This window comes from Phyllobacterium sp. 01N428 (assembly GCF_056399405.1).
Genome location: NZ_JBFTRH010000002.1, coordinates 69,116 through 88,924 on the forward strand (window position 1 = coordinate 69,116; position 19,809 = coordinate 88,924).

The window sequence follows — 19,809 nt, forward strand, 5'->3', positions numbered from 1 at the left end:
TGGCAATCAGCCGCCGATCTGCGCCTTGCGGGCGTCAATGATCGGCTGGTAGAACTGCGCGTTAACTTCCGTGTAGCCCTTGCGGTCGCCACCGGTCGAAGAGGCCGCGGCGAAGCATGCCGGATCGGTCTTCGGAAGGTTCATCAGATATTCCTTGTACTTAGCGATCGTTTCCTTGTTCATCGATGAGCGAACAACGGTCGGACCGTTCGGAATAAGCGGCGACTTCCACAGTTCGACAAAATCCTTCATGTCGATCAGGCCCTTGTCGACCATCTTGCGCAGATTGCCGGAAGAATATCCCTCTTCGAACTTGCCGACGCCCGAGCCAAAGGTCGTGCCGGCGTCGAACTTGCCGTCCTTGACGGCGAGAACGAGGTTTTCATGACCGCCGCCGAAGCCGGTTTCACCGAAGTAATCCTTGACCGAAGCGTTGATGTCCTTCGGCAGCGAGGTAACGGGGATGAGGTAGCCAGAGGTGGAATCCGGATCGGCAAAGCCGAGCTTCTTGCCCTTCATGTCGGCAAGAGTCTTGATGCCACTGTCCTTGCGGGCAATCATGATCGAATAATAGCCGGTCGAACCGTCGGTCTGGACGTCGGTCAGGATCGGTTCGACTGCCTTCGGATTGGTCAGATAGATCTTGGCATATCCGGATGCACCGAGTTCAGCAGCATCGAGCGTGCCGCCAAGGAGACCCTGAATGACGCCGTCATAGTCGGTTGCCGGGAAGAGCTTGACTTCCTTGACACCGAGGACCTTGGGCAGCTGATCGACCACGCACTGGTAGTTGCGCAGGCGGTCGGCTTCGTTTTCGCCGCCGATCAGACCGATGCGGAATGTTTCGAGGTTTTCGGCACGTGCCATCGAACCGGCCAGCATGGCGCCGATTGCGATTGCACTAAGAAGGGCTTTCTTGAACATAGTTCTCTCCTGTCAAACGTCGATATGAGTTTGCGATCAGTTTCATTAGTGGCCCGTATCGTGGGCGAGCCGATCTCGGTGCGCTCAACGCGCGGCCAGAACGGCCTCCAGCTCTGAAATCGGCTTGGGTGTGCCGCGGCTGATACTTGTGGAAGTGATTGCCTCCGAAAAGGCGTCCTTCATGCCGTCTGCACCGTAGATGCGGCGCGCGGCAAGTTCGGTGAGATCGTCGGGTCCGCCGTCAAAGACGACCTTGCCGCCCTGCATGCCGATGATGCGCTGGCAGAAATGGCGGGCGGTATCGAGCGTGTGCAGATTGGTGATGACCGTCAGGCCCTCGCGCTCATTGATGTCGCGCAGCGACTCCATCACCACCTGGGCATTGCGCGGGTCGAGCGAAGCGATCGGCTCGTCGGCAAGAACAACCTTGGGGTTCTGCATTAGAGCGCGGGCTATCGCGACGCGCTGCTGCTGGCCCCCGGAGAGCGTTCCCGCCCGCTGCAGGGCGGTCTTCGCGATGTCGAGACGCTCCAGCGCCGCAATCGCCATCGCACGCTCCTCGCGCGAAAACATGCCGAGCAGGCTCTTGATCGTCGAGCGATGATTGAGGCGACCGAGCAGTACATTGGTCAGAACGTCGAGGCGCGGCACCAGATTGAACTGCTGGAAGATCATGGCGCAATCGCGCTGCCAGTTGCGCAAGGCGGCGCCCTTCAACTGCGCCACATTCGTGCCTTCAAAGAGTATCGCACCTTCCGAGGGATCGACGAGACGGTTGATCATGCGAAGCAACGTCGACTTGCCGGCACCGGAACGGCCGATAATGCCTACCATCTGACCCTGGGGAATCTCCAGGCTGACATCGTCGATGGCAGTAAACTTGCCAAACCGGCGCGTCACGTTTTCAATCTTCAGCATAAGCAGGTCCCTATTGGCGCTGCACTGTCCTAGGACACGGATGTGAACGTGCGATGTCGTTTTTGTTGCAGCCGAATGACAACTTGATGTCAGTCCGTTAACCCTATCGCTCCTTCGATTTAGACCGCGTGTTTCTCAAGGAACGCCTCGATGGAGAGCGAGCGAAAATCATCGAGCGCAGAGCGCAACTTAGCGTGGTCCCAATCCCACCAGGCCACGACCTGCAGTTGTTCAGCCGTTTTTCGGTCGAAGCGATCACGAATTTTGTGCGCCGGAACGCCCCCAACGATCGTGTAGGGATCGACGTTCTTCGTGACCACCGCCCCTGCCCCGATTACTGCGCCGTCGCCGACAGTGACGCCCGGCAGCACCGTCGCGCCATGGCCGATCCAGACATCATGGCCGATCGTGACGGTATTGGTGCGCCGCCAGTCGAAAAATTGCTCGTCAACCGTGCCGTCGTCCCAATAGTCGCCCGAACGATAGGTGAAATGGTGCAGCGTCGGCCGCCAGGTCGGATGGTTGGGCGCGTTAAGGCGAACGTTCGAAGCTATGTTGGCGAATTTGCCGACCTTGGCGCACCAGGCAGATCCGTCCTGCATGATGTAGGAATAGTCGCCGAAGCTCGATTCACTGAGGCGGCAGCGCTCTGCAACTTCCGTATAACGGCCGAACGCGCAGCCTTCGACGCTCGCCGTCGGATGGATCAGTGGCGTTTCCGAGAGTTTCGTCATGCCGCAACTCCGCCTGCGGTCGAAAACGCCGTGACATCGATGATCCGGTCGGCAACGGCTTCTCGCACGTCCTCGTCGTGAAAGATGCCGAGCATCGCGACGCCCGCGACCTTCTTGGCCTCGATCATAGACACAACGACGCTGCGGTTCCTGGCGTCGAGCGATGCTGTCGGCTCGTCGAGCAGCAGGACCGGATGATCGGTAATGAAGCCGCGCGCAATGTTGACGCGTTGCTGCTCGCCGCCGGAGAAGGTGGCGGGCGGCAATGCCCACAGCCGTTCGGGGAGGTTGAGTCCCGAGAGCAGCACCGCCGCCTTGTCGCGGGCTTCGCCGCGATCGACGCCGCGGGCGACGAGCGGCTCGGCGACAACGTCAAGCGCCGAAACGCGTGGCACGGTACGCAGGAACTGGCTGACATAGCCGACCATTTCGCGGCGGATACCAAGCATGGTTCGCGGATCGGCCGAGGCAATGTCAACAAGGCGGTCGCGGTAGGGAACGATGATCTGGCCCTGATCCACGGCATAATTTCCGTAGATCATTTTCAGGATCGAGCTCTTTCCGGCACCGGAAGGGCCGCCAAGAACGGCGCACTCGCCGGCCTTGATCGAGAATGACACGTTGGTGACCACCGGCAAGCGGATGCCGTCACGCAGGTGCATTGTGAAACTCTTGGCGACATCGGAGACAACGAGAGGCGTTGGCATGATCTTCTCCTAGACCTGCAGGATGGATGAAACGAGAAGCTGGGTGTAAGGCGCCTGCGGATCGTCGAGGACGCGGTCGGTGAGGCCGGTTTCGACGATATGGCCGTCCTTCATCACCATCATGCGGTGCGAAAGCAGCCGCGCGACGGCCAGATCATGGGTGACGACGATTGCCGCAAGGCCAAGGTCGCTGACGAGGCCCCGCAAAAGGTCGAGCAGCCTCGCCTGTACCGAGACGTCGAGCCCACCGGTCGGTTCGTCCATGAAGATCAGACGCGGGTTGGTTACGAGGTTGCGTGCAATCTGCAGGCGCTGGCGCATACCGCCGGAGAAGGCGCGTGGCTCGTCATCAATGCGGTCGGCGGCGATTTCCACCCGCCCGAGCCAATCGGTCGCCGTCGAGCGGATGCGGCCATAGTGCCGGTCGCCGACCGCCATCAGCCGCTCACCGACATTGGCGCCGGCTGAGACCGTCATGCGCAAGCCATCGGCCGGGTTCTGGTGCACGAAACCCCAGTCCGTGCGCATCAGCAACCGCCGCTCGGCTTCGCTGAGGCGGTAAAGATCGCGGAACTGGCCGTCCCGCATGCGGTATTCGACAGAACCTGCCGAAGGCGCAAGCCGGGTCGCCAGACAGTTCAGAAGCGTGGTTTTGCCTGAACCGGATTCGCCGACGATGGCCAGCACTTCGCCCGGCCACAGTTCGAACGAGACATTCTGACAGCCGATCCGGCTTCCATAGAATTTCGAAACTGCATTGACTTTGAGAAGTGGTGTATCGCTCATTCTGCTGCCTCCGCCGGATTGGCCGAAAGATGGCCGCGATGGCCATGCGCCTGCCGGTCTTCACAAAAATCCGTATCCGAGCACACGAACATGCTGCCGCCCTTGTCGTCGAGGATCACCTCGTCGAGGTAGGTACCCCTGGCGCCGCACAGCGCGCAGGGCTCGGAAAAGCTCTGGATTTCAAATGGATGATCTTCAAAGTCGAGGCTGACGACTTCCGTGTAGGGCGGAACCGCGTAGATGCGCTTTTCGCGTCCTGCACCGAATAGTTGCAGCGCCGGCGAGCGATGCATCTTCGGATTGTCGAACTTCGGCGTCGGCGACGGGTCCATGACATAACGCCCTTCGACCTTTACCGGGTAGGCATAGGTCGTCGCGATGTGGCCGTGGCGGGCGATGTCCTCGTAGAGCTTCACATGCATCAGGCCGTATTCTTCGAGCGCGTGCATTTTCCGCGTTTCCGTCTCGCGGGGCTCGAGGAAGCGCAGGGGTTCGGGGATGGGCACCTGATAGACGAGGATTTGGCTGGCGGTGAGCGGTGTTTCCGGGATGCGGTGCCGCGTCTGGATGATCGTTGCTTCCGTTGTGCTGGTCGTGACACGGACATTTGCGGTCTTCTGGAAAAAGGCGCGGATTGATACGGCGTTGGTGGTGTCGTCGGCGCCCTGGTCAATAACCTTCAGCCTGTCATCGGGTCCGATGACTGCCGCCGTCACCTGCACGCCGCCCGTGCCCCAGCCATAGGGCATCGGCATTTCGCGCGAGGCGAAAGGCACCTGGTAGCCCGGAATGGCAATGGCTTTCAGGATGGCGCGGCGGATCATCCGCTTCGTTTGCTCGTCGAGATAGGCAAAGTTGTATGTTGCGAGTTCGGTCATTCTGCTGCCTCCTGGACGTCGCGGCGTTCGTGTTCGGCCCGCATCCGGCGCACCAGGTCGAGCTCGGCCTGGAAATCCACGTAATGCGGCAGCTTCAAATGCTCGACAAAGCCGGTCGACTGGACATTATCGCTGTGGGAAATGACGAATTCCTCGTCCTGGGCGGCGGCGGTAATATCCTCGCCGAGTTCCCTCGCCCGCAATGCGCGATCGCAGAGCGACATCGACATCGCCTTGCGCTCGCTCTGGCCGAACACCAGGCCATAGCCACGGGTGAACTGCGGCGGCTGCTTCGCCGAACCCTTGAACTGGTTGACCATCTGGCATTCGGTCAGGCGGATGCGCCCGAGCGTCAGCGGGAAATCGAGTTCCGCGACTTCAAGTTCGACCTCGACTTCGCCGATGCGGATTTCGCCAACGAAGGGATGGCTGCGGGCATAGCCCCGCTGTGTGGAATAGGCGAGACCGAGCAGAAAACCCTCGTCGCCGCGGGCAAGCGCTTGTAGGCGCAGATCGCGCTCAAGCGGAAAGGCGAGCGGCTCGCGGGTCAGATCGCCAGGCGCTGTCCCTTCCGGCAACTCGCCGTCCGTCTCGATCATGCCGTGATGGCCGAGAATGTCGGTGACGCGCGGCGCAGGCTCGTGCGTTTCCTCCACCCGCTCCTCCGGCGCTTCGACCGCGGCATCGGCGGCGAGCTCGGGATCGAGCAGGCGGTGCGTATAATCGAATGTCGGCCCGAGCAATTGTCCACCCGGCAGATCCTTGAACGTTGCGGAGATGCGCCGTTCTATCGCCATTGCCGCCGTTTCGATGGGAAGCGTATAGCCAAAACGCGGCAGCGTCGTGCGATATGCGCGGACAAGGAAGATCGCCTCTATCATGTCGCCCCGCGCCTGCTTGATGGCGAGTGCCGCAAGCTCGAGGTCGTAAAGCGATCCCTCGGCCATGACGCGGTCGACGCCGAGTGCCAGTTGTTCGACGATCTGGTCGAGCCGGATCGAGGGCACGGAGCGATCGCCCCTGCGCTTGTCGGCAAGAAGCCTGTGGGCACTGCGGATGGCGGTTTCGCCGCCCTTGACTGCAACATACATGGCCTTAAGCCTCCTTCTTCGCAACGCGCGTCGTGCGCGGCAGGGCGGCGAGCGCGTCCCGTCCGGCAAAGATCAGATCGATGCCGCGCGGAAAGGCGGCACGATTACCCGTCCATTGATCGATGAACATTTTCGGCAGCTGGCTCGGCGCGAAGTCTTGTGTGTCCTTGATGCCGGGTCCGCGCAGGGTCAGAACGTTGTCGCCCTCAAATCCGTCGAGCTGCAGGATGACCGTCGTCGAGCGGTCGGGATATTCCGACGTCCCCTTGGCAAAGGCTTCGAAGGACGGCATTGCGGCGACGTCTTTCACCAGGGCGAATTGCGCAGCCGCCGGATCGGAGACGAGTTCGAGGCCCGTATGAAATTTCAGCCAGCCGATGGCGTCCTTCGAGGCGCTGATCGACTTGTCGCACCAGACTGTGGCATCGTGGTCGAACAGCGTGGCGGCGATCGCCGCCATTACTGGCGTCAACGGGGCCGGCGCTGCGACGAGTTCCGGCACGTCAAATACGCGGCCGGGATTGGCCATGGCATCCATCAGCGCCCGGAAAATCTGCTGCGATCCCATGACCGGATTGGTGAAGCCGCCCTCAAAAACCTGAGTATTCGTGCTCATCAGTCTTCCCCTCGCACCATTGTGAAGAAATCGACCTTGGTTGCTGCCGTCTCGGCGCGCTTGGTCCTCAGTTCCTCGTCGAGCCGCTGCGCGATCGGCGCAAGGACGGACGTTTCGACGACGTCGCGCTTGGCATCGTCTTGCCAAAGCGCATCAAAGACGGCGGCAAGGCGGACTTTTTCGCCCTGGCGACCGAGCGCATAAGCGTGGCCTACGGCGCCGCTGCCGAGTCGCACGGTCGCGCGGGTCACAGTCGCTTCCCCGAGATTGAACGGTGCCCCCGACCCGCCGATGCGTCCGCGAACCATGACGAGGCCCGTTTCGGGCCCGCGCAAGGTCTCGACTTCCGGCTTGTCGGTCCAGACGGACCAGAAGCGGGTCATCTCATCGGCGGTCGCCTGGGCGAGCAATGCCATGGCGGCCTTGCGCCCGGCATCGACGGTCGCCGGCATTTCCTGAAAATCTTTGGTCATTGACACCTCGCTCAAACTTGTCTATTCATCTATACAACTAGACAATAAGTCCATCTATAGGGATGGTCAATGACAGGAGCATGACAAAGCGTGACTTCAGCGCGATTCATTACGCGAAACAGCGGTGTCGCCATCTGGCGGCAGATTGCCGACCAGATCCGCGGCGACATCACGGCGGGGAGAATGGCGAGTGGCGCACGCATGCCGCCCGAAATCGAACTGGCCGCGCGATTTTCCGTCAATCGCCACACCATCCGAAGCGCAATTGCCGCGCTTACGAAGGAAGGCGTGCTGCGCGCCGAGCAGGGGCGAGGCACATTTGTCGCCAACAGCCGCAAGCTGATCTACCGCATCGGCGAGCGCACGCGGTTCTCGCAGATCCTCGCAACGCAGGTGCGCGAGACCAAGGGCGTATTGCTCTCTTACCGCACCGAAGCGGCGACGCCCGAAATTGCCGCGGCGCTTGGCATGCCGGCAGGAGACGTCGTTCGCATCGACACGCTGCACACGGCGGATGGCAACCCTGTCACCTGCTCGACGGCCTGGTTCGATGCCGCGCGCGTGCCCAACGCCGCCGAGGATTATCGTTCATCCGGTTCGATAACATTCGCGCTCAAGGCCGCGGGAATTGACGATTATCTGCGCAAGTCGACGATCATCGCGGCAAGACATGCCGATGCCGACGACCTGCGCCACCTGCAACTGTCGCCGGGGGCGATCGTGCTCGTTGCGACTGCGATCAATGTCGATATGGATGGCCGTCCGGTCGAATATGCCAAGACCCGCTTCGCCGCCGACCGCATGGAAATTGCGATCGACAACAAGGCGCTTTGATCTACCACATGGTCTTGGCTGCACGCTGCGGCCATTCGCGGTCATAGGCCTCGCCGCCGACACGGTCTTCGCTGAGAGCGGCGAGAACCTGGCCGGGGGTCGGAAACTCTTTCGGCGAGCGATGATTCTTCGGATTCCAAAGTTCGGAGCGGATCAAGGCGCGGGCGCACTGGAAATAGGCCTCCTCCACCTCGACGACCATCACCGATCGCGGCGCTTTCTCTTCGACGGCGAAACTGTCGAGCAATGCCCTGTCCGTATCGAGGAAGGCGCGGCCATTGACGCGGAACGTCGTGTTGACGCCCGGGATCAGGAAGAGCAGCGCGACGCGCGGGTCGCGGACGATATTGCGCAGCGAGTCGACCCGGTTGTTGCCTCGGCGGTCGGGGATCATCAAGGTACGATCGTCATGGATGCGGACAAATCCCGCCAGATCGCCGCGCGGCGAGCAATCGAGCCCCTCCGGGCCGGATGTCGCCAGGGCCACGAACGGCGAGCCTTCGATGAGGCGGCGATATTCCGGCGTGATTCGGTCGGTGACCTTCGCCGTCGAGGCCTCGGCAACACCGCTGTAGATCGCCTCGAGTTGTTCGATCGACGTGATGCGCGACATTCGATTCTCCGTGCAAATATGGCGCGACTAACATTGCATTATTAAGCGGATATGACAGCCCCCGCCCCCGGAACTTTCCCATGACAGCAGCCGCCCACTCGTATATCAGTCGCAACCGACCGGATTGCGGAGGACTTCATGAACGGATTTGCGGCTATCGGCGAGTGCATGATCGAACTCTCGGGCGCCAATGGCGACCAGTGGCGCATGGGCTTTGCCGGCGATACGCTGAACACCACCTGGTATGTTCGGGCCCTCGCCGATCCAGACCTCGCCGTCGACTACGTGACCGCATTTGGCGACGATCCCTTTTCCGTCAAGCAAAAGGCATTCTTGCGCGACAATGGGATAGACACGGCCCACAGCCCGACGATTGTCGGCGCCCGGCCCGGCCTTTACGCAATTACCTTGACTGGTGCCGAGCGGTCCTTCACCTATTGGCGCAATGACGCCGCTGCGCGTCAGTTGGCGGATGACGCCGATGCGCTCGCCAGGAGCCTTGAAGGCCGCCGTATCATCTATTTCTCCGGCATCACCATGGGCATTTTGAGCCCAAAGAGCCGCCAGACTGTGCTCAACGCCGTCAGCAATGCGCGGCGTCACGGTTCGCTCATCGTATTCGATGCCAACTATCGTCCGCGTCTGTGGGAAAATGCCGAGACGGCGAGACAGGTATTGAGCAACGCGTTCCATGTCAGCGATATCGCCTTGCCGACATTCCCGGATGAAAACGCGCTCTTCGGCGACGTCACGCCCGCCGATACGGCGGCCCGCCTTGCGAGCTATGGCGTCAAGGAAATCGTCGTCAAGGATGGAACGGAGCCAGCGCTGGTCGTTTCGGGAGGCGTGAGTACCAACGTACAGGCCGCCAAAGCCAATGCGGTCGACACGACCGGCGCTGGCGACAGCTTCAATGGCGGCTATATCGCCGCCCGGCTCGCCGATCTCGATCCGGTTGCGGCCGCAAAACGGGCGCACAAGGTGGCGGCGCGCGTCGTCGAATTTCACGGCGCGCTTGCCCCGATGAGGGAAGCGCGCAAGGCCTTTGATGCTTAAGCCTGCTTTGCCTTGTTGAAGCTGTACTTGGTCATCTGGCTGTAGGTCTCCTGCGGCCGAAGTATTGCCTGCGGGAAATACGGGAAATGGGTTGAGTCCGGCCAGACCTGCGCCTCGAAACAGAAGCCGGCATAATTATCGTAGGTGTTTCCTGTCAGCCCGATCGGTGAACGCCCGCCCAGCGTATTGCCGGCATAGAACTGCACGCCGGGTTCCGTGGTAAGAACGTTCATCTCGACGCCCGACTTCGCGCCCTTGGCAGATGCGACCCGCCTCAGGGGCTGGCGCTGGCTCGACAGGCAGAAATTATTGTCATAGACCACCTGGGCGCCACCTTCTTCGCGGCGGATCGACCGGTAATCCCGAAAATCATGCGTCGTGCCCGCCACCGGGAGAACCCGCCCGTCGGGAATGAGATCGGCATCGACCGGCAGATAGGCCGCCGCATCGATGCGCACCTGATGGTCAAGCGCATCGGTCGCGCCGCCATCATCGAGATTGAAGTAGCTGTGGTGGGCAAGATTGCAGATGGTGGGCTTGTCGGTCACCGCATCCATTCGGATTGCGAGTGTGCCCTTCGATTCCAGCATATAGGTGCAAGTGATGTTGAGATTGCCGGGAAAGCCCATCTCGCCATCACCAAGCTGGATGGTGAGCGTCACATAATCCGAGCCGACGGCGACGACGTCCCAGCTGCGCTTGCCGGCACCCCGGCTCCCACCGTGAATATTGTGCCGATCGTGAAAATTCCGCTCCAGCGCATAGGTCTCGCCGTCGATCGTGAGTTCGCCGCCACGAATACGGTTGATCGAACGGCCGACCGTCGCGCCGAGATAGGGCGAGTGTGCCGGATAGTCGGCGAAGTCCTGATAGCCCAGGACCAGCGGCGGTTCGTGGCCCTTGAGGCGCAGGTCCTGGATGACTGCGCCCCAGGTCAGAACTTTGGCGGTCAGTCCCCCGCCGGAGATCGTGATGCGGTGGACTGCTTCGCCCTCGGGCGTATGGCCGAATAACTCAGTGTTCATTTAGAGGCCGAGACCTCCGACGCAGACATATTTCGTATCGAGATAGTCTTCGATGCCCTGATGTCCGCCCTCCTTGCCGAGGCCCGATTCCTTTACACCGCCAAACGGTGCCTCGACCGTGGTGATCATGCCTTCGTTGACGCCCACCATGCCGTATTTGAGCCCCTCGGAAACGCGGAACACGCGGCCAAGGTCCTGCGTATAGAAATAGCTCGCAAGGCCGAACTCAGTGTTGTTGGCAAGGTCGATGGCTTCCTGCTCGGTCTCGAATTTGTAGACGGGCGCGACGGGACCGAAAATTTCTTCCTTGGTGAAGAGCATGTCTTCCTTGGCGTCGCTGATGATCGTCGGCTCGTAGAAACTGCCGCCGAGCGCATGGCGCATGCCGCCGGTCACGACCTTGCCGCCCTTCTGCTTGGCATCGGCGACGAATTCCTCGACCTTGGCGACTGCCTTCTCGTCGATCAGCGGACCCTGTTCTGTCCCGGTTTCAAGACCGTCGCCGACCTTGAGTTTTCGGGTCGCCGCAGCAAACTTCTCGATGAAGGTGTCGTAGATACCCGATTGAACCAGGAAGCGGTTTGTACACACGCAGGTCTGGCCGGAATTGCGGAATTTGGCGATCATCGCACCCTGGACGGCGCGGTCGACATCCGCATCGTCGAACACGATGAAGGGAGCGTTGCCGCCAAGCTCCATGGACACCTTCTTTACGGTGTCCGCCGCCTGCTTGATCAGGATCTTGCCGATCTCGGTCGAGCCGGTGAAGGTGATCTTTCGCACGAGGGGATTGCTGGTTATTTCGCCGCCGATCTCAGAGGCCGAACCGGTGAGGATGTTGACGACGCCCTTCGGAATGCCGGCCTCCTCGCAAAGCGCACCCCATACAAGCCCGGAATAGGGTGTCTGGGTGGCCGGCTTGACGACCGCCGTGCAACCCGCAGCCAGCGCGGGACCGATCTTGCGTGCCAGCATCGAGGACGGGAAATTCCAGGGCGTGATGGCCCCGATGACGCCAACCGGCTCTTTCGTCACGAGGATGCGGCGATCGGCCCAAGGCGATGGAACGATATCGCCATAGGTACGCCGCGCCTCTTCGGCGTACCAGAGAATATAGGCCGCCGACATGCCGACCTCGCCCCTGGACTCGAACAGCGACTTCCCCTGCTCCAGTGTGAGGAGTTCGGCCAGGGCGTCCTGGTTGTCGAGGATCGCGTCGTGCAACTTGCGCATCATCTTGGCGCGCTCGAGCACCGATGTCTTGCGCCAAGTCTTGAAGGCCTCGGCGGCAGCGTCGATGGCGCGCCGCGTTTCGGCCTTGCCGGAATTCGGAACCGTGCCGATCTTAAGGCCGGTTGCAGGGTTGATGACGTCGATCGTCTTGCCGGAATCGGCGCCCACCCACTCACCATTGATCAGGTTTGCCTGCTTCATGAACGGGCTGGATTTCTGCAACATCATATTTCTCCCTGTGTTCGAAGGGTTATTGTTGTCCGTGAGTTCCGTGAAGGATAACCCTGCATCGCCATTGGCAATGTGCGTCTCGTGAAGACGATGCGGCTACCCTGCTCCTTTTTGCCAAAAGCTGCAACTGCCTTGCCTAGCCGAAAATATGTGTGACGACGGAAACCCAGAACGCGAGCGTGAGGGCCGATAGCGCCGTTGCCATGACCATGGAATTCGAGGCGAGCGCCTGCCCGGTGCCGAAGCGCGTCGCAATCAGATAGGAGTTGACGCCGGCAGGGAGTGCGGCAGCGGTGACGGCAATCTTGGCGGTAAAGGGCGGCAGGCCGATCAGCAAAGCCGCTGCAAGGACAACAGCCGGCATCAAGAGGAGCTTGATTGCCGACATGACAAGCGAAGCGGCGATATGGCCTGACACACCGAATTTCTTGAGGCCCATGCCCATAGCGAAAAGGGCGACCGGACCGGCGACGCTTCCCAACGTCTGAATGAGCGAATCGGCAACGACGGGCATCCGCAGGCCAGTCAGCCGCCATAGCCAGCCAGCGAGGATACCGATGACGAAGGGGTTGCGCAGCAGGCTTTTGAAGAATGAGGCGACCACCGCGGATAAATGACTCTCGCCATCGAACACACCGTCGCGGCGCAGGGCAAACTCGTGCAGCGTTATGGACGCGGCCATCATGATCGGCATGTGCACGGCGACAATCAGCGACAGGATGGCGAACCCCTCCTGCCCAAAGACACCGATCATCAGCGGCATGCCCAGGAACACGAGGTTGGAAAAGGCACCCGAAACCCCGGCGACGACGCCGGCGCGATTGTCGCGGCCGAACAGCACCTTGATTGCCAGATCGGATGCAATCCAGGCAACGACCACACCAATGAAGTAGCTGATCCACAATTGCCAAGGGGCAGCCCCATGGAAATCGGCCGTCACCATGGTCCGGAACAAGAGAAGCGGCGCAGCGACGACAAAGACGAAGTCCGACAATCCGTCGCCCACCCGCTCATCAAGCAGCTTGAACTGGGCTGCAGCGTAGGCGATGGCAATCACACCGAAGACGACAAGGATTGTTTCAACGAGACCCATCACATTCCGCAATATGCGGGCGGGCCATGCCGCGCAAGCAGTTCCAGGACTTCACTTTATTTTTCTTCGCCAAATCACCATTTCGCCTGATAAGGAGGCCAGATGTCGAGGCTGCTTATCCATCCCTTACGTGTCCATATGCTCGCGTTGGCGTTGAGCGCGCTCGCATTTCTTTCTACCGCTGAAGCGACGGATGCGGCCTGGGCGCGCGTCCAGCGGGGTGGATATACGATCCTCATGCAGGGCGCCGATGTCTCGGGAACGCTAAGTCCAACCGTCGATCACTCCGTCGACTGCTCGGCGACGCAGACGCTTTCTGATCGCGGCCGCCAGCTTGCGCAGAAATTGGGAGCACGGTTTGCGGCGCGCGGCGTGCGGATCGATCGCATCCTGACCAGTTCCACCTGCAATGCGCGTGAGACGGCGCGCCTGTCGTTCGGCTCCATTTCCGCCGAGATTTTCAAGCCGCTCGATCCCCTCCCCGCCGATGACGCGGCCAAGGCCGCTGAACTCGAAAAGATTCGCGTTCTGATCACAGGCTTCAAGGGGTCCGGCAATCTGGTAATGCTGACCGATCGCGCCAATATAACGGCTCTGACGGGCGTAACTCCGCGGCCGACGGAAGCCGTGGTGGTTATCCCCAATGAAGAGGGTGAAGCTATTCATGTGGCTGGACGAATTATATTCGACTAGACGGCGCACAACCTTGGGTCTTTCCATAGACCTTGAAAAACGTTAGATACCGGCTCATCAGACATCAGTGCCTTCGACGGGCACCGGAAGAAAAAAGGAAAATCAATTGTCCGAAACATTCGACAAGGTTGCCGATATCATTGCCGAAACCAGTGAGATCGATCGCGACTCCATTACGCCGGAAAGCCATACGATTGACGATCTCGGCATCGATAGCCTTGATTTCCTTGATATTGTTTTTGCAATCGACAAGGCCTTCGGTATCAAGATCCCGCTCGAACAGTGGACGCAGGAAGTCAATGACGGCAAGGTCCCGACCGAAGAATACTTCGTGTTGAAGAACCTGTGCGCCAAGATCGACGAACTCGTCGCCGCCAAAAAGGCCTGATTTCCGAGCAACGATTCGGACCGGGTCAACTTCCACCTAACGGGGTGCACCGCGTGGACGGTGTTGCGAGACAATGCAGAACAACACCGTCGTCATCACTGGGATTGGACTGATCTCATCACTGGGCGAAGGCGCCGACGCCCATTGGCAGGCCTTCAGCGGCAAGGCTGAACCGCGCACCGACAGTGAAACCTTCAAGCCCTACACGGTCCACCCGCTCGGCGAGGTTGACTGGAACAACCAGATACCGAAGCGCGGCGATCAGCGGCAGATGGAAACCTGGCAACGCATCGGTACCTATACCGCCGGCCTTGCGCTGCAGGATGCGGGCATCAAGGATGACGAGGCACTTTGCGCTACCATGGATATGGTCGTTGGTGCCGGCGGCGGCGAACGCGATGTTGCGGTTGACCTGCAGATCCTTGCCGAAGCGCGCGTGCGCAATGACCTCGGCACGATGCTCAACGAGAAACTGTCGACGGAACTTCGCCCGACATTGTTCCTCGCCCAGCTTTCCAATCTCCTTGCCGGCAATATTTCGATCGTTCACAAGGTCACCGGTTCCTCGCGCACTTTCATGGGTGAAGAAGGTTCCGGCATTTCTGCGATCGATACAACTGTTGCGCGCATCCGTTCGGGCCAGAGCACCCACGCTCTCGTCGGCGGCGCATATAACGCCGAACACCCGGACATGCTGCTCGGTTATGAGCTGAACAACATGCTGCTGCAGAATGGCTGGGCGCCGCTGTGGCAACGTGAAGAGGCTGCCGGCGGCGGCATCGTCACCGGTTCGGGCGGCGCGTTCCTGGTCCTCGAAAGCGAGGAACACGCGAAGAAGCGCGGCGCTCGCGCATATGCGGCGATCGACGGCGTCTACAGCACGCAGATCCGCCGCAGCCGCGACGACCTGAAGGAAACGATCGCCAAGCTTCTCGGGGCTGCAACGGCCGACTCGCCGGATGACGTCATCATTTCCGGGGCATCAGGCGCCAAGCACATCACTGCCGCCGAGAAGGCAGCGCTCGACGCATTCTCGAGTTCGTCCATACGCGGTATCGCCGGCAAGCTCGGTCATTTCCGCGAGGCGCAGTTCCCGCTGGTCGTTGGCCTTGCCGCGCTCAGCATCTATCACGGTACGGCTTTTCCGCCCATCGATCCCGACAATGAAAAGGCCGGCCCTGAGCGCGTCAACACGGCGCTGGCTACCTCGATCGGCGGCTCGCGCGGCGAAGGCGTTGCCCGTCTCGTCAAAGTTTAAGGATATGCCGCATGTCCAAATACACTGATCATCTGGGCCGCCCGCTTGTTGCGATTACCGGCCTCGGCGTTGTTTCCTCGCTCGGTCAGGGCAAGGAGGAAAACTGGGCCGCGCTGACATCCGGGACGTCCGGTATCCACAGGATCACCCGTTTTCCCGTCGATGGACTTCGCACGCAGATCGCCGGCACCGTTGATTTCCTCGAAGAAAGCAACAAGGGCGCTGTCGCGCTGTCGCAGAAGCTCGGTTCTCTCGCCGGCGAGGAAGCAATCACGCAGGCCGGCCTCTCCGTCGATGATTTCGGCGGCCCGCTGTTTCTGGCGGCGCCGCCGGTCGAACTCGACTGGCGCAACCGCTTCGCGCTCGATGCGCTGGTCCGCAATGAAGGCGAGCCCGGCTACGACCTCCTTCTCGCAGCCTGCCGCCGCGCGCCGCAGGTCGACATGTTCAATACTGTGGAGTTCGGCTACATCGCCGAACAGCTCGCCGAGAAGTTCGGAACGCGCGGCCTGCCGGTGACGCTGTCGACGGCCTGCGCGTCTGGCGCGACTGCGATCCAGCTCGGCGTCGAGGCGATCCGCCGCGGCGAAAGCGACAAGGTGCTGTCGATCGGCACCGACGGTTCGGTTTCAGCCGAGGCCCTGATCCGCTTCTCGCTGCTCTCTGCCCTTTCCACCCAGAACGAGCCAGCCCACAAGGCGGCAAAACCCTTCTCCAAGGATCGCGACGGCTTCGTCATGGCCGAGGGTTCCGGGGCGATGGTGATGGAATCGCTGGAAGCAGCCGTCGCCCGCGGCGCCAATGTCCTTGGAATCATGCGCGGCTGCGGCGAAAAGGCCGACGACTTCCACCGCACCCGTTCGAAGCCGGATGGCTCGCCCGCCATCGGAGCGGTCCGTGCAGCGCTTGACGATGCCGGCATCGCAGAGGATGCGATCGACTACATCAACGCCCACGGCACCTCCACGCCCGAGAATGACAAGATGGAATATCTCGCTCTGTCGACCGTGTTCGGGGAGCGCATCTCGAAGCTGCCGACGTCGTCCAACAAGTCGATGATCGGCCACACATTGACGGCGGCCGGCGCCATCGAGGCGGTATTCTCGATGCTGACGATCCAGACCGGCACCATCCCGCCGACGATCAACTACGACAATCCCGATCCAGCCATCGATCTCGACGTTGTGCCCAATGTGAAGCGAGAGGCGAGCGTTTCATCGGTGCTTTCCAGCTCATTCGGCTTCGGTGGACAAAATACCTGTCTTGTCATGACCGCAGAACCGAACTAATCCGTGGCCTGAACAAGGAAACGGATATGCGTGCACTACAGCTGATCGACGACCGCAAGCTCGAATTGGTCGATATTGCCCCTCCGCCCCCGCCTGGCGTCGGCGAGGTCACGGTGAATATCAGGGCCGTTGCGCTCAATCACATTGACGTCTGGGGCTGGCGCGGCATGGCCTTCGCCAAGCGCAAGATGCCACTGACGATCGGCGCGGAAGCATCCGGCGTTGTCGATGCGATCGGCCCAGGTGTCAGTTCGGTGCTGCCCGGCCAGCTTGTTTCGATTTACGGCGCGCAGACCTGCGGCCTTTGCCGGCCCTGCCGCGAAGGTCGCGACAATCTCTGCGAGCACGTATCCGGAGTCCATGGCTTTCACCTCGACGGCTTTGCCCAGGAAAAAGTCAACCTGCCGGCTCGCCTCCTCGTCCCGGCGCCCCCCGGCGTCGACGAAATCGGCGCTGCGGTGGCGCCCGTTACCTTCGGTACGGTCGAGCACATGCTCTTTGACAACGCCAAGCTTGAGCCGGGCGAGACGATCCTCGTGCACGCCGGAGGGTCCGGCATTGGCTCGGCCGCGATCCAGCTTGCCAAGAAGATCGGCTGCACGGTCATCACGACTGTCGGTTCCGACAACAAGATCGAGAAGGCGAAGGCGCTTGGCGCCGACCATGTCATCAACTACCGCGAAGATCGTTTCGAAGGCGTCGTGCGCAAGCTGACGAAGAAGAAGGGCGTGGACGTTGTCTTTGAACATGTCGGCGCGGACACCTGGGCGGGCTCCATGCTGTCGCTGCGGCGCGGCGGGCGTCTCGTCACGTGCGGCTCGACATCCGGCGTATCGACGAACATGAACCTGATGATGCTGTTCCAGCAGCAGTTGAAGCTGCTTGGCTCCTTCGGCTGCCGCATGGAAAACATGGCGGATGCGATGCAGAAGATGGCGCGCGGCCTCGTTCATCCGGTCATCGATACGCAAGTCGGTTTCGATGAAATCGACACGGCGCTGAAACGGATGGAAGGCCGGGACGTTTTCGGCAAGATCATCCTGCGCATCAACTGATTTCCGATGAAGCTCAATACGAAACTTGCTCTGTTCCGGTGGAGCCAGAGGCTCAAGTCGTTCAACTACTGGCTGACGGCGAATGTCGTCTTCGGCATTTTGTGGCTGTTGCGCCGCCTGCCCGCACGGGCAGCGATGGATTTCATGGACGCCGCGGCTCGTAAGATCGGTCCGCTGATGGGACGCCATCGCGTCGCCATGAACAACCTGCGCAAGGCCTATCCGGAAAAGTCCGAGCAAGAACTGCAAGACATCGCGCGCGACATGTGGGGCAACATGGCGCGGCTCACTGCCGAATATGTCTTCCTCGACGCCATCTTCGACTATGATCCTCACAGCGACAAGACCGGGATTGTCGAGGTGCATGGCCGGGAAATCTTTGAGCGCCTGCTCGGGGAAAAAGACCGGCCGCACATATTCTTCACCGGGCATACAGGCAATTTCGAACTCTTGCCGATCTGCGCTGCGACATTCGATTTGAATGTCACAGCGCTGTTTCGCCCGCCGAACAATCCCTATGTCGCCAAGCGCATCCTGGGCGCCCGCCGCACCAATATGGGGCATCTCGTTCCATCGAAGGCCGGAGCGGCATGGTCGCTCGCGACTGTTCTTAATGCCAACGGCAATGTCGGCATGCTGGTCGACCAGAAATTCCGCCGCGGCATCCCCTCGACCTTCTTCAATCGCCCCTGCAAGACCAACCCGCTTCTGGCCAAGCTCGCGCGTCAATATGATTGCGATGTCTATCCGGCCCGCTGCATCCGCCTGCCCGGCGGTCGCTTCCGCCTCGAGCTCGAGGAAAAGATGGAACTGCCGCGCGATGAAAAGGGTGCGGTAGACCTTTCCGCCACCGTGCAAGCTTTGAACGACAAAGTTGAAAGCTGGGTGCGCGAATATCCCGGCCAGTGGATGTGGTTCCACAAGCGCTGGAACTGATCACCTAGTAATAGTTCATCACCGCATGCCGGGCCTCGGCGAAGAAGAGCCAGCGCTCGGTAAAGAGGCCGAGAAGGTGCGTGAGGACGCCCACGGCAAGGACGAATTGCGCCAAGGAGCCGGCGCCGATCGCCATGGCAGCAAGCAAGGCAACGACCGGCAGCACGATGCCGCTCAGAAACGCTATCATCCAGAGCTTGGCCGCATGCTTGCGGGCAACGCGAAAGCCCATTTCGCGTGTCAAGTAATTCTCCAGCGCGTGCGGACGCTCGAACAACCGCACCTTGCCGATATGTCCGAGCCCGGTTGCCGTCTCCGGCGTCGACAGGGGTACGAGTGTCATTGCCCGCTTGCGCCAGATCATCTTGGCGACAAGGGCAAGCAGAATGAATAACAGCGCCAGAAGCTCGAGACCGAGCGCGCCTCCGGCAAAACTCGCCGCAAGCAGAAATCCGCCGGCCAGCGAAAACAGCAGGAAGCAAAGCGGCGTCAGCGGGGTATTCCAGTTGCCGACGGTCTTGAGCGACGCGTAGATCATCGATGTGCAATAGACGGTGATCAGCGCGCCGGCGACGGTGATCAGGCCAAGCAGCACATCGTGGCGATCATCGAAGACAGCCAGCGCGGCGCTCAAGGTCAGCGGCACGAAGGTTGCTATCGCCATCACCCCTTCGCGCGACAGCCAGCTCGATCGCCATTGGCTGACCGCCCTCCACGCGCGCTGCGGATTGCCGAGATGGAGAAGCGACGAGGACAGCCCGATGCCGATCAGCCCAATCGAAACGACATAGGCGATCTTGGTCGAGAGCGAGGCCGGATCGAGAAAGCCAAGCCCGAGGACGACGGCAAGACCATAGCCAAGGCCGGACAGGGTCGTGAAGACGATGATCGAATAGGCTGGATGCATTTATTGCGGCCTCGACATTGCGGGGACGCGGAGGTGGTGAGGTTCACCCCCCTCTGTCCTGCCGGACATCT

Annotated in this window: 22 protein-coding genes; 8 read left to right on the forward strand and 14 right to left on the reverse strand. The window is 60.9% G+C overall.

The features are described 5' to 3' along the window. Positions 1 to 6 precede the first annotated feature (6 nt). The 9 genes from phnD to phnG form a co-directional block, all read right to left on the reverse strand. Positions 7 to 924, reverse strand: a complete 918-nt coding sequence (gene phnD / locus AC1DNI_RS08370) for a phosphonate ABC transporter substrate-binding protein (RefSeq protein WP_477691548.1) — start codon at positions 922 to 924, stop codon at positions 7 to 9. An 84-nt stretch (positions 925 to 1,008) separates the two neighbouring features. Beyond that, the gene (phnC, locus tag AC1DNI_RS08375) at positions 1,009 to 1,842 is read right to left on the reverse strand and encodes a phosphonate ABC transporter ATP-binding protein (RefSeq protein ID WP_091945371.1); all 834 of its coding nucleotides are present in this window, start codon (positions 1,840 to 1,842) and stop codon (positions 1,009 to 1,011) included. A 119-nt stretch (positions 1,843 to 1,961) separates the two neighbouring features. Continuing rightward, on the reverse strand, positions 1,962 to 2,576 hold the full coding sequence (locus AC1DNI_RS08380) for a DapH/DapD/GlmU-related protein (RefSeq protein WP_477691549.1): 615 nt from the start codon (positions 2,574 to 2,576) through the stop codon (positions 1,962 to 1,964). Further along, positions 2,573 to 3,283 carry a phosphonate C-P lyase system protein PhnL gene (gene phnL / locus AC1DNI_RS08385; RefSeq protein WP_477691550.1) on the reverse strand — a complete coding sequence of 237 codons (711 nt, stop codon included), beginning with the start codon at positions 3,281 to 3,283 and terminating at the stop codon, positions 2,573 to 2,575. Before phnL ends, AC1DNI_RS08380 begins: the two co-directional genes overlap by 4 nt. A 9-nt stretch (positions 3,284 to 3,292) precedes the next feature. Continuing rightward, complete coding sequence (phnK, locus tag AC1DNI_RS08390; RefSeq protein WP_153668908.1) at positions 3,293 to 4,069, reverse strand: phosphonate C-P lyase system protein PhnK; 777 nt, start codon at positions 4,067 to 4,069, stop codon at positions 3,293 to 3,295. Continuing rightward, positions 4,066 to 4,947: an alpha-D-ribose 1-methylphosphonate 5-phosphate C-P-lyase PhnJ gene (locus tag AC1DNI_RS08395; protein ID WP_477691551.1), complete on the reverse strand. Its 882-nt coding sequence runs from the start codon at positions 4,945 to 4,947 to the stop codon at positions 4,066 to 4,068. The genes phnK and AC1DNI_RS08395 overlap by 4 nt, the downstream gene beginning before the upstream one ends. Continuing rightward, positions 4,944 to 6,038 (reverse strand): carbon-phosphorus lyase complex subunit, encoded by a 1,095-nt coding sequence (locus AC1DNI_RS08400; protein WP_477691552.1) that lies wholly within the window; start codon positions 6,036 to 6,038, stop codon positions 4,944 to 4,946. The genes AC1DNI_RS08395 and AC1DNI_RS08400 overlap by 4 nt, the downstream gene beginning before the upstream one ends. 4 nt (positions 6,039 to 6,042) lie before the next feature. Further along, a complete protein-coding gene (gene phnH / locus AC1DNI_RS08405; RefSeq protein ID WP_477691553.1) occupies positions 6,043 to 6,654 on the reverse strand; it encodes a phosphonate C-P lyase system protein PhnH in 612 nt (203 codons plus the stop codon). After that, positions 6,654 to 7,127 carry a phosphonate C-P lyase system protein PhnG gene (gene phnG, locus AC1DNI_RS08410; protein WP_477691554.1) on the reverse strand — a complete coding sequence of 158 codons (474 nt, stop codon included), beginning with the start codon at positions 7,125 to 7,127 and terminating at the stop codon, positions 6,654 to 6,656. The genes phnH and phnG overlap by 1 nt, the downstream gene beginning before the upstream one ends. A gap of 90 nt (positions 7,128 to 7,217) precedes the next feature. Here phnG and phnF point away from each other — a divergent pair, with 90 nt between their 5' ends. Beyond that, entirely contained in the window at positions 7,218 to 7,961 is a 744-nt protein-coding gene (gene phnF / locus AC1DNI_RS08415; RefSeq protein WP_027231741.1) for a phosphonate metabolism transcriptional regulator PhnF, read from the forward strand. Between the two features lies 1 nt (position 7,962). Here phnF and AC1DNI_RS08420 read toward each other — a convergent pair whose 3' ends face one another. Next, positions 7,963 to 8,574 (reverse strand): pyridoxamine 5'-phosphate oxidase family protein, encoded by a 612-nt coding sequence (locus AC1DNI_RS08420; RefSeq protein WP_027231742.1) that lies wholly within the window; start codon positions 8,572 to 8,574, stop codon positions 7,963 to 7,965. A 138-nt stretch (positions 8,575 to 8,712) separates the two neighbouring features. On the opposite strand from AC1DNI_RS08420, the gene AC1DNI_RS08425 reads away from it, so the two are divergent. Further along, positions 8,713 to 9,630, forward strand: coding sequence for a sugar kinase (locus AC1DNI_RS08425; RefSeq protein WP_477691555.1), 918 nt, complete (start codon positions 8,713 to 8,715; stop codon positions 9,628 to 9,630). Here the strand turns inward: AC1DNI_RS08425 and AC1DNI_RS08430 are convergent. The 3 genes from AC1DNI_RS08430 to AC1DNI_RS08440 all read right to left on the reverse strand — a co-directional run bounded on the left by AC1DNI_RS08430 (position 9,627) and on the right by AC1DNI_RS08440 (position 13,212). Beyond that, positions 9,627 to 10,655, reverse strand: coding sequence for an aldose epimerase family protein (locus AC1DNI_RS08430; RefSeq protein WP_477691556.1), 1,029 nt, complete (start codon positions 10,653 to 10,655; stop codon positions 9,627 to 9,629). The two genes, AC1DNI_RS08425 and AC1DNI_RS08430, sit on opposite strands and share 4 nt — an antisense overlap. Further along, positions 10,656 to 12,113 (reverse strand): NAD-dependent succinate-semialdehyde dehydrogenase, encoded by a 1,458-nt coding sequence (locus AC1DNI_RS08435; RefSeq protein ID WP_477691557.1) that lies wholly within the window; start codon positions 12,111 to 12,113, stop codon positions 10,656 to 10,658. A 142-nt stretch (positions 12,114 to 12,255) separates the two neighbouring features. Further along, on the reverse strand, positions 12,256 to 13,212 hold the full coding sequence (locus AC1DNI_RS08440) for an AEC family transporter (RefSeq protein WP_477691558.1): 957 nt from the start codon (positions 13,210 to 13,212) through the stop codon (positions 12,256 to 12,258). Positions 13,213 to 13,314: 102 nt separating this feature from the next. Here AC1DNI_RS08440 and AC1DNI_RS08445 point away from each other — a divergent pair, with 102 nt between their 5' ends. The 6 genes from AC1DNI_RS08445 (at position 13,315) to AC1DNI_RS08470 (ending at position 18,831) form a co-directional block, all read left to right on the forward strand. After that, complete coding sequence (locus tag AC1DNI_RS08445; protein ID WP_477691559.1) at positions 13,315 to 13,905, forward strand: histidine phosphatase family protein; 591 nt, start codon at positions 13,315 to 13,317, stop codon at positions 13,903 to 13,905. 106 nt (positions 13,906 to 14,011) lie between these two features. Beyond that, positions 14,012 to 14,293 carry an acyl carrier protein gene (locus AC1DNI_RS08450; RefSeq protein ID WP_027231748.1) on the forward strand — a complete coding sequence of 94 codons (282 nt, stop codon included), beginning with the start codon at positions 14,012 to 14,014 and terminating at the stop codon, positions 14,291 to 14,293. A gap of 73 nt (positions 14,294 to 14,366) precedes the next feature. After that, positions 14,367 to 15,551 carry a beta-ketoacyl-ACP synthase gene (locus AC1DNI_RS08455; protein ID WP_477691560.1) on the forward strand — a complete coding sequence of 395 codons (1,185 nt, stop codon included), beginning with the start codon at positions 14,367 to 14,369 and terminating at the stop codon, positions 15,549 to 15,551. Between the two features lie 11 nt (positions 15,552 to 15,562). After that, positions 15,563 to 16,840 (forward strand): beta-ketoacyl-ACP synthase, encoded by a 1,278-nt coding sequence (locus AC1DNI_RS08460; protein ID WP_477691561.1) that lies wholly within the window; start codon positions 15,563 to 15,565, stop codon positions 16,838 to 16,840. 26 nt (positions 16,841 to 16,866) lie between these two features. Further along, complete coding sequence (locus AC1DNI_RS08465) at positions 16,867 to 17,895, forward strand: zinc-binding dehydrogenase (RefSeq protein WP_027231751.1); 1,029 nt, start codon at positions 16,867 to 16,869, stop codon at positions 17,893 to 17,895. A 6-nt stretch (positions 17,896 to 17,901) separates the two neighbouring features. Then, positions 17,902 to 18,831 (forward strand): lipid A biosynthesis lauroyl acyltransferase, encoded by a 930-nt coding sequence (locus AC1DNI_RS08470; protein ID WP_477691562.1) that lies wholly within the window; start codon positions 17,902 to 17,904, stop codon positions 18,829 to 18,831. A gap of 4 nt (positions 18,832 to 18,835) precedes the next feature. Here AC1DNI_RS08470 and AC1DNI_RS08475 read toward each other — a convergent pair whose 3' ends face one another. Further along, positions 18,836 to 19,738, reverse strand: coding sequence for a dimethyl sulfoxide reductase anchor subunit family protein (locus tag AC1DNI_RS08475; RefSeq protein WP_477691563.1), 903 nt, complete (start codon positions 19,736 to 19,738; stop codon positions 18,836 to 18,838). Positions 19,739 to 19,809: the final 71 nt, after the last annotated feature.

What these genes read in the sequence shown, in the direction of transcription:
- phnD (WP_477691548.1), bottom strand. Translation starts at nt 924, where the DNA reads ATGTTCAAGAAAGCCCTTCTTAGTGCAATCGCAATCGGCGCCATGCTG.
- phnC (WP_091945371.1), bottom strand. Translation starts at nt 1,842, where the DNA reads ATGCTGAAGATTGAAAACGTGACGCGCCGGTTTGGCAAGTTTACTGCC.
- AC1DNI_RS08380 (WP_477691549.1), bottom strand. Translation starts at nt 2,576, where the DNA reads ATGACGAAACTCTCGGAAACGCCACTGATCCATCCGACGGCGAGCGTC.
- phnL (WP_477691550.1), bottom strand. Translation starts at nt 3,283, where the DNA reads ATGCCAACGCCTCTCGTTGTCTCCGATGTCGCCAAGAGTTTCACAATG.
- phnK (WP_153668908.1), bottom strand. Translation starts at nt 4,069, where the DNA reads ATGAGCGATACACCACTTCTCAAAGTCAATGCAGTTTCGAAATTCTAT.
- AC1DNI_RS08395 (WP_477691551.1), bottom strand. Translation starts at nt 4,947, where the DNA reads ATGACCGAACTCGCAACATACAACTTTGCCTATCTCGACGAGCAAACG.
- AC1DNI_RS08400 (WP_477691552.1), bottom strand. Translation starts at nt 6,038, where the DNA reads ATGTATGTTGCAGTCAAGGGCGGCGAAACCGCCATCCGCAGTGCCCAC.
- phnH (WP_477691553.1), bottom strand. Translation starts at nt 6,654, where the DNA reads ATGAGCACGAATACTCAGGTTTTTGAGGGCGGCTTCACCAATCCGGTC.
- phnG (WP_477691554.1), bottom strand. Translation starts at nt 7,127, where the DNA reads ATGACCAAAGATTTTCAGGAAATGCCGGCGACCGTCGATGCCGGGCGC.
- AC1DNI_RS08420 (WP_027231742.1), bottom strand. Translation starts at nt 8,574, where the DNA reads ATGTCGCGCATCACGTCGATCGAACAACTCGAGGCGATCTACAGCGGT.
- AC1DNI_RS08425 (WP_477691555.1), top strand. Translation starts at nt 8,713, where the DNA reads ATGAACGGATTTGCGGCTATCGGCGAGTGCATGATCGAACTCTCGGGC.
- AC1DNI_RS08430 (WP_477691556.1), bottom strand. Translation starts at nt 10,655, where the DNA reads ATGAACACTGAGTTATTCGGCCATACGCCCGAGGGCGAAGCAGTCCAC.
- AC1DNI_RS08435 (WP_477691557.1), bottom strand. Translation starts at nt 12,113, where the DNA reads ATGTTGCAGAAATCCAGCCCGTTCATGAAGCAGGCAAACCTGATCAAT.
- AC1DNI_RS08440 (WP_477691558.1), bottom strand. Translation starts at nt 13,212, where the DNA reads ATGGGTCTCGTTGAAACAATCCTTGTCGTCTTCGGTGTGATTGCCATC.
- AC1DNI_RS08445 (WP_477691559.1), top strand. Translation starts at nt 13,315, where the DNA reads ATGTCGAGGCTGCTTATCCATCCCTTACGTGTCCATATGCTCGCGTTG.
- AC1DNI_RS08455 (WP_477691560.1), top strand. Translation starts at nt 14,367, where the DNA reads ATGCAGAACAACACCGTCGTCATCACTGGGATTGGACTGATCTCATCA.
- AC1DNI_RS08460 (WP_477691561.1), top strand. Translation starts at nt 15,563, where the DNA reads ATGTCCAAATACACTGATCATCTGGGCCGCCCGCTTGTTGCGATTACC.
- AC1DNI_RS08465 (WP_027231751.1), top strand. Translation starts at nt 16,867, where the DNA reads ATGCGTGCACTACAGCTGATCGACGACCGCAAGCTCGAATTGGTCGAT.
- AC1DNI_RS08470 (WP_477691562.1), top strand. Translation starts at nt 17,902, where the DNA reads ATGAAGCTCAATACGAAACTTGCTCTGTTCCGGTGGAGCCAGAGGCTC.
- AC1DNI_RS08475 (WP_477691563.1), bottom strand. Translation starts at nt 19,738, where the DNA reads ATGCATCCAGCCTATTCGATCATCGTCTTCACGACCCTGTCCGGCCTT.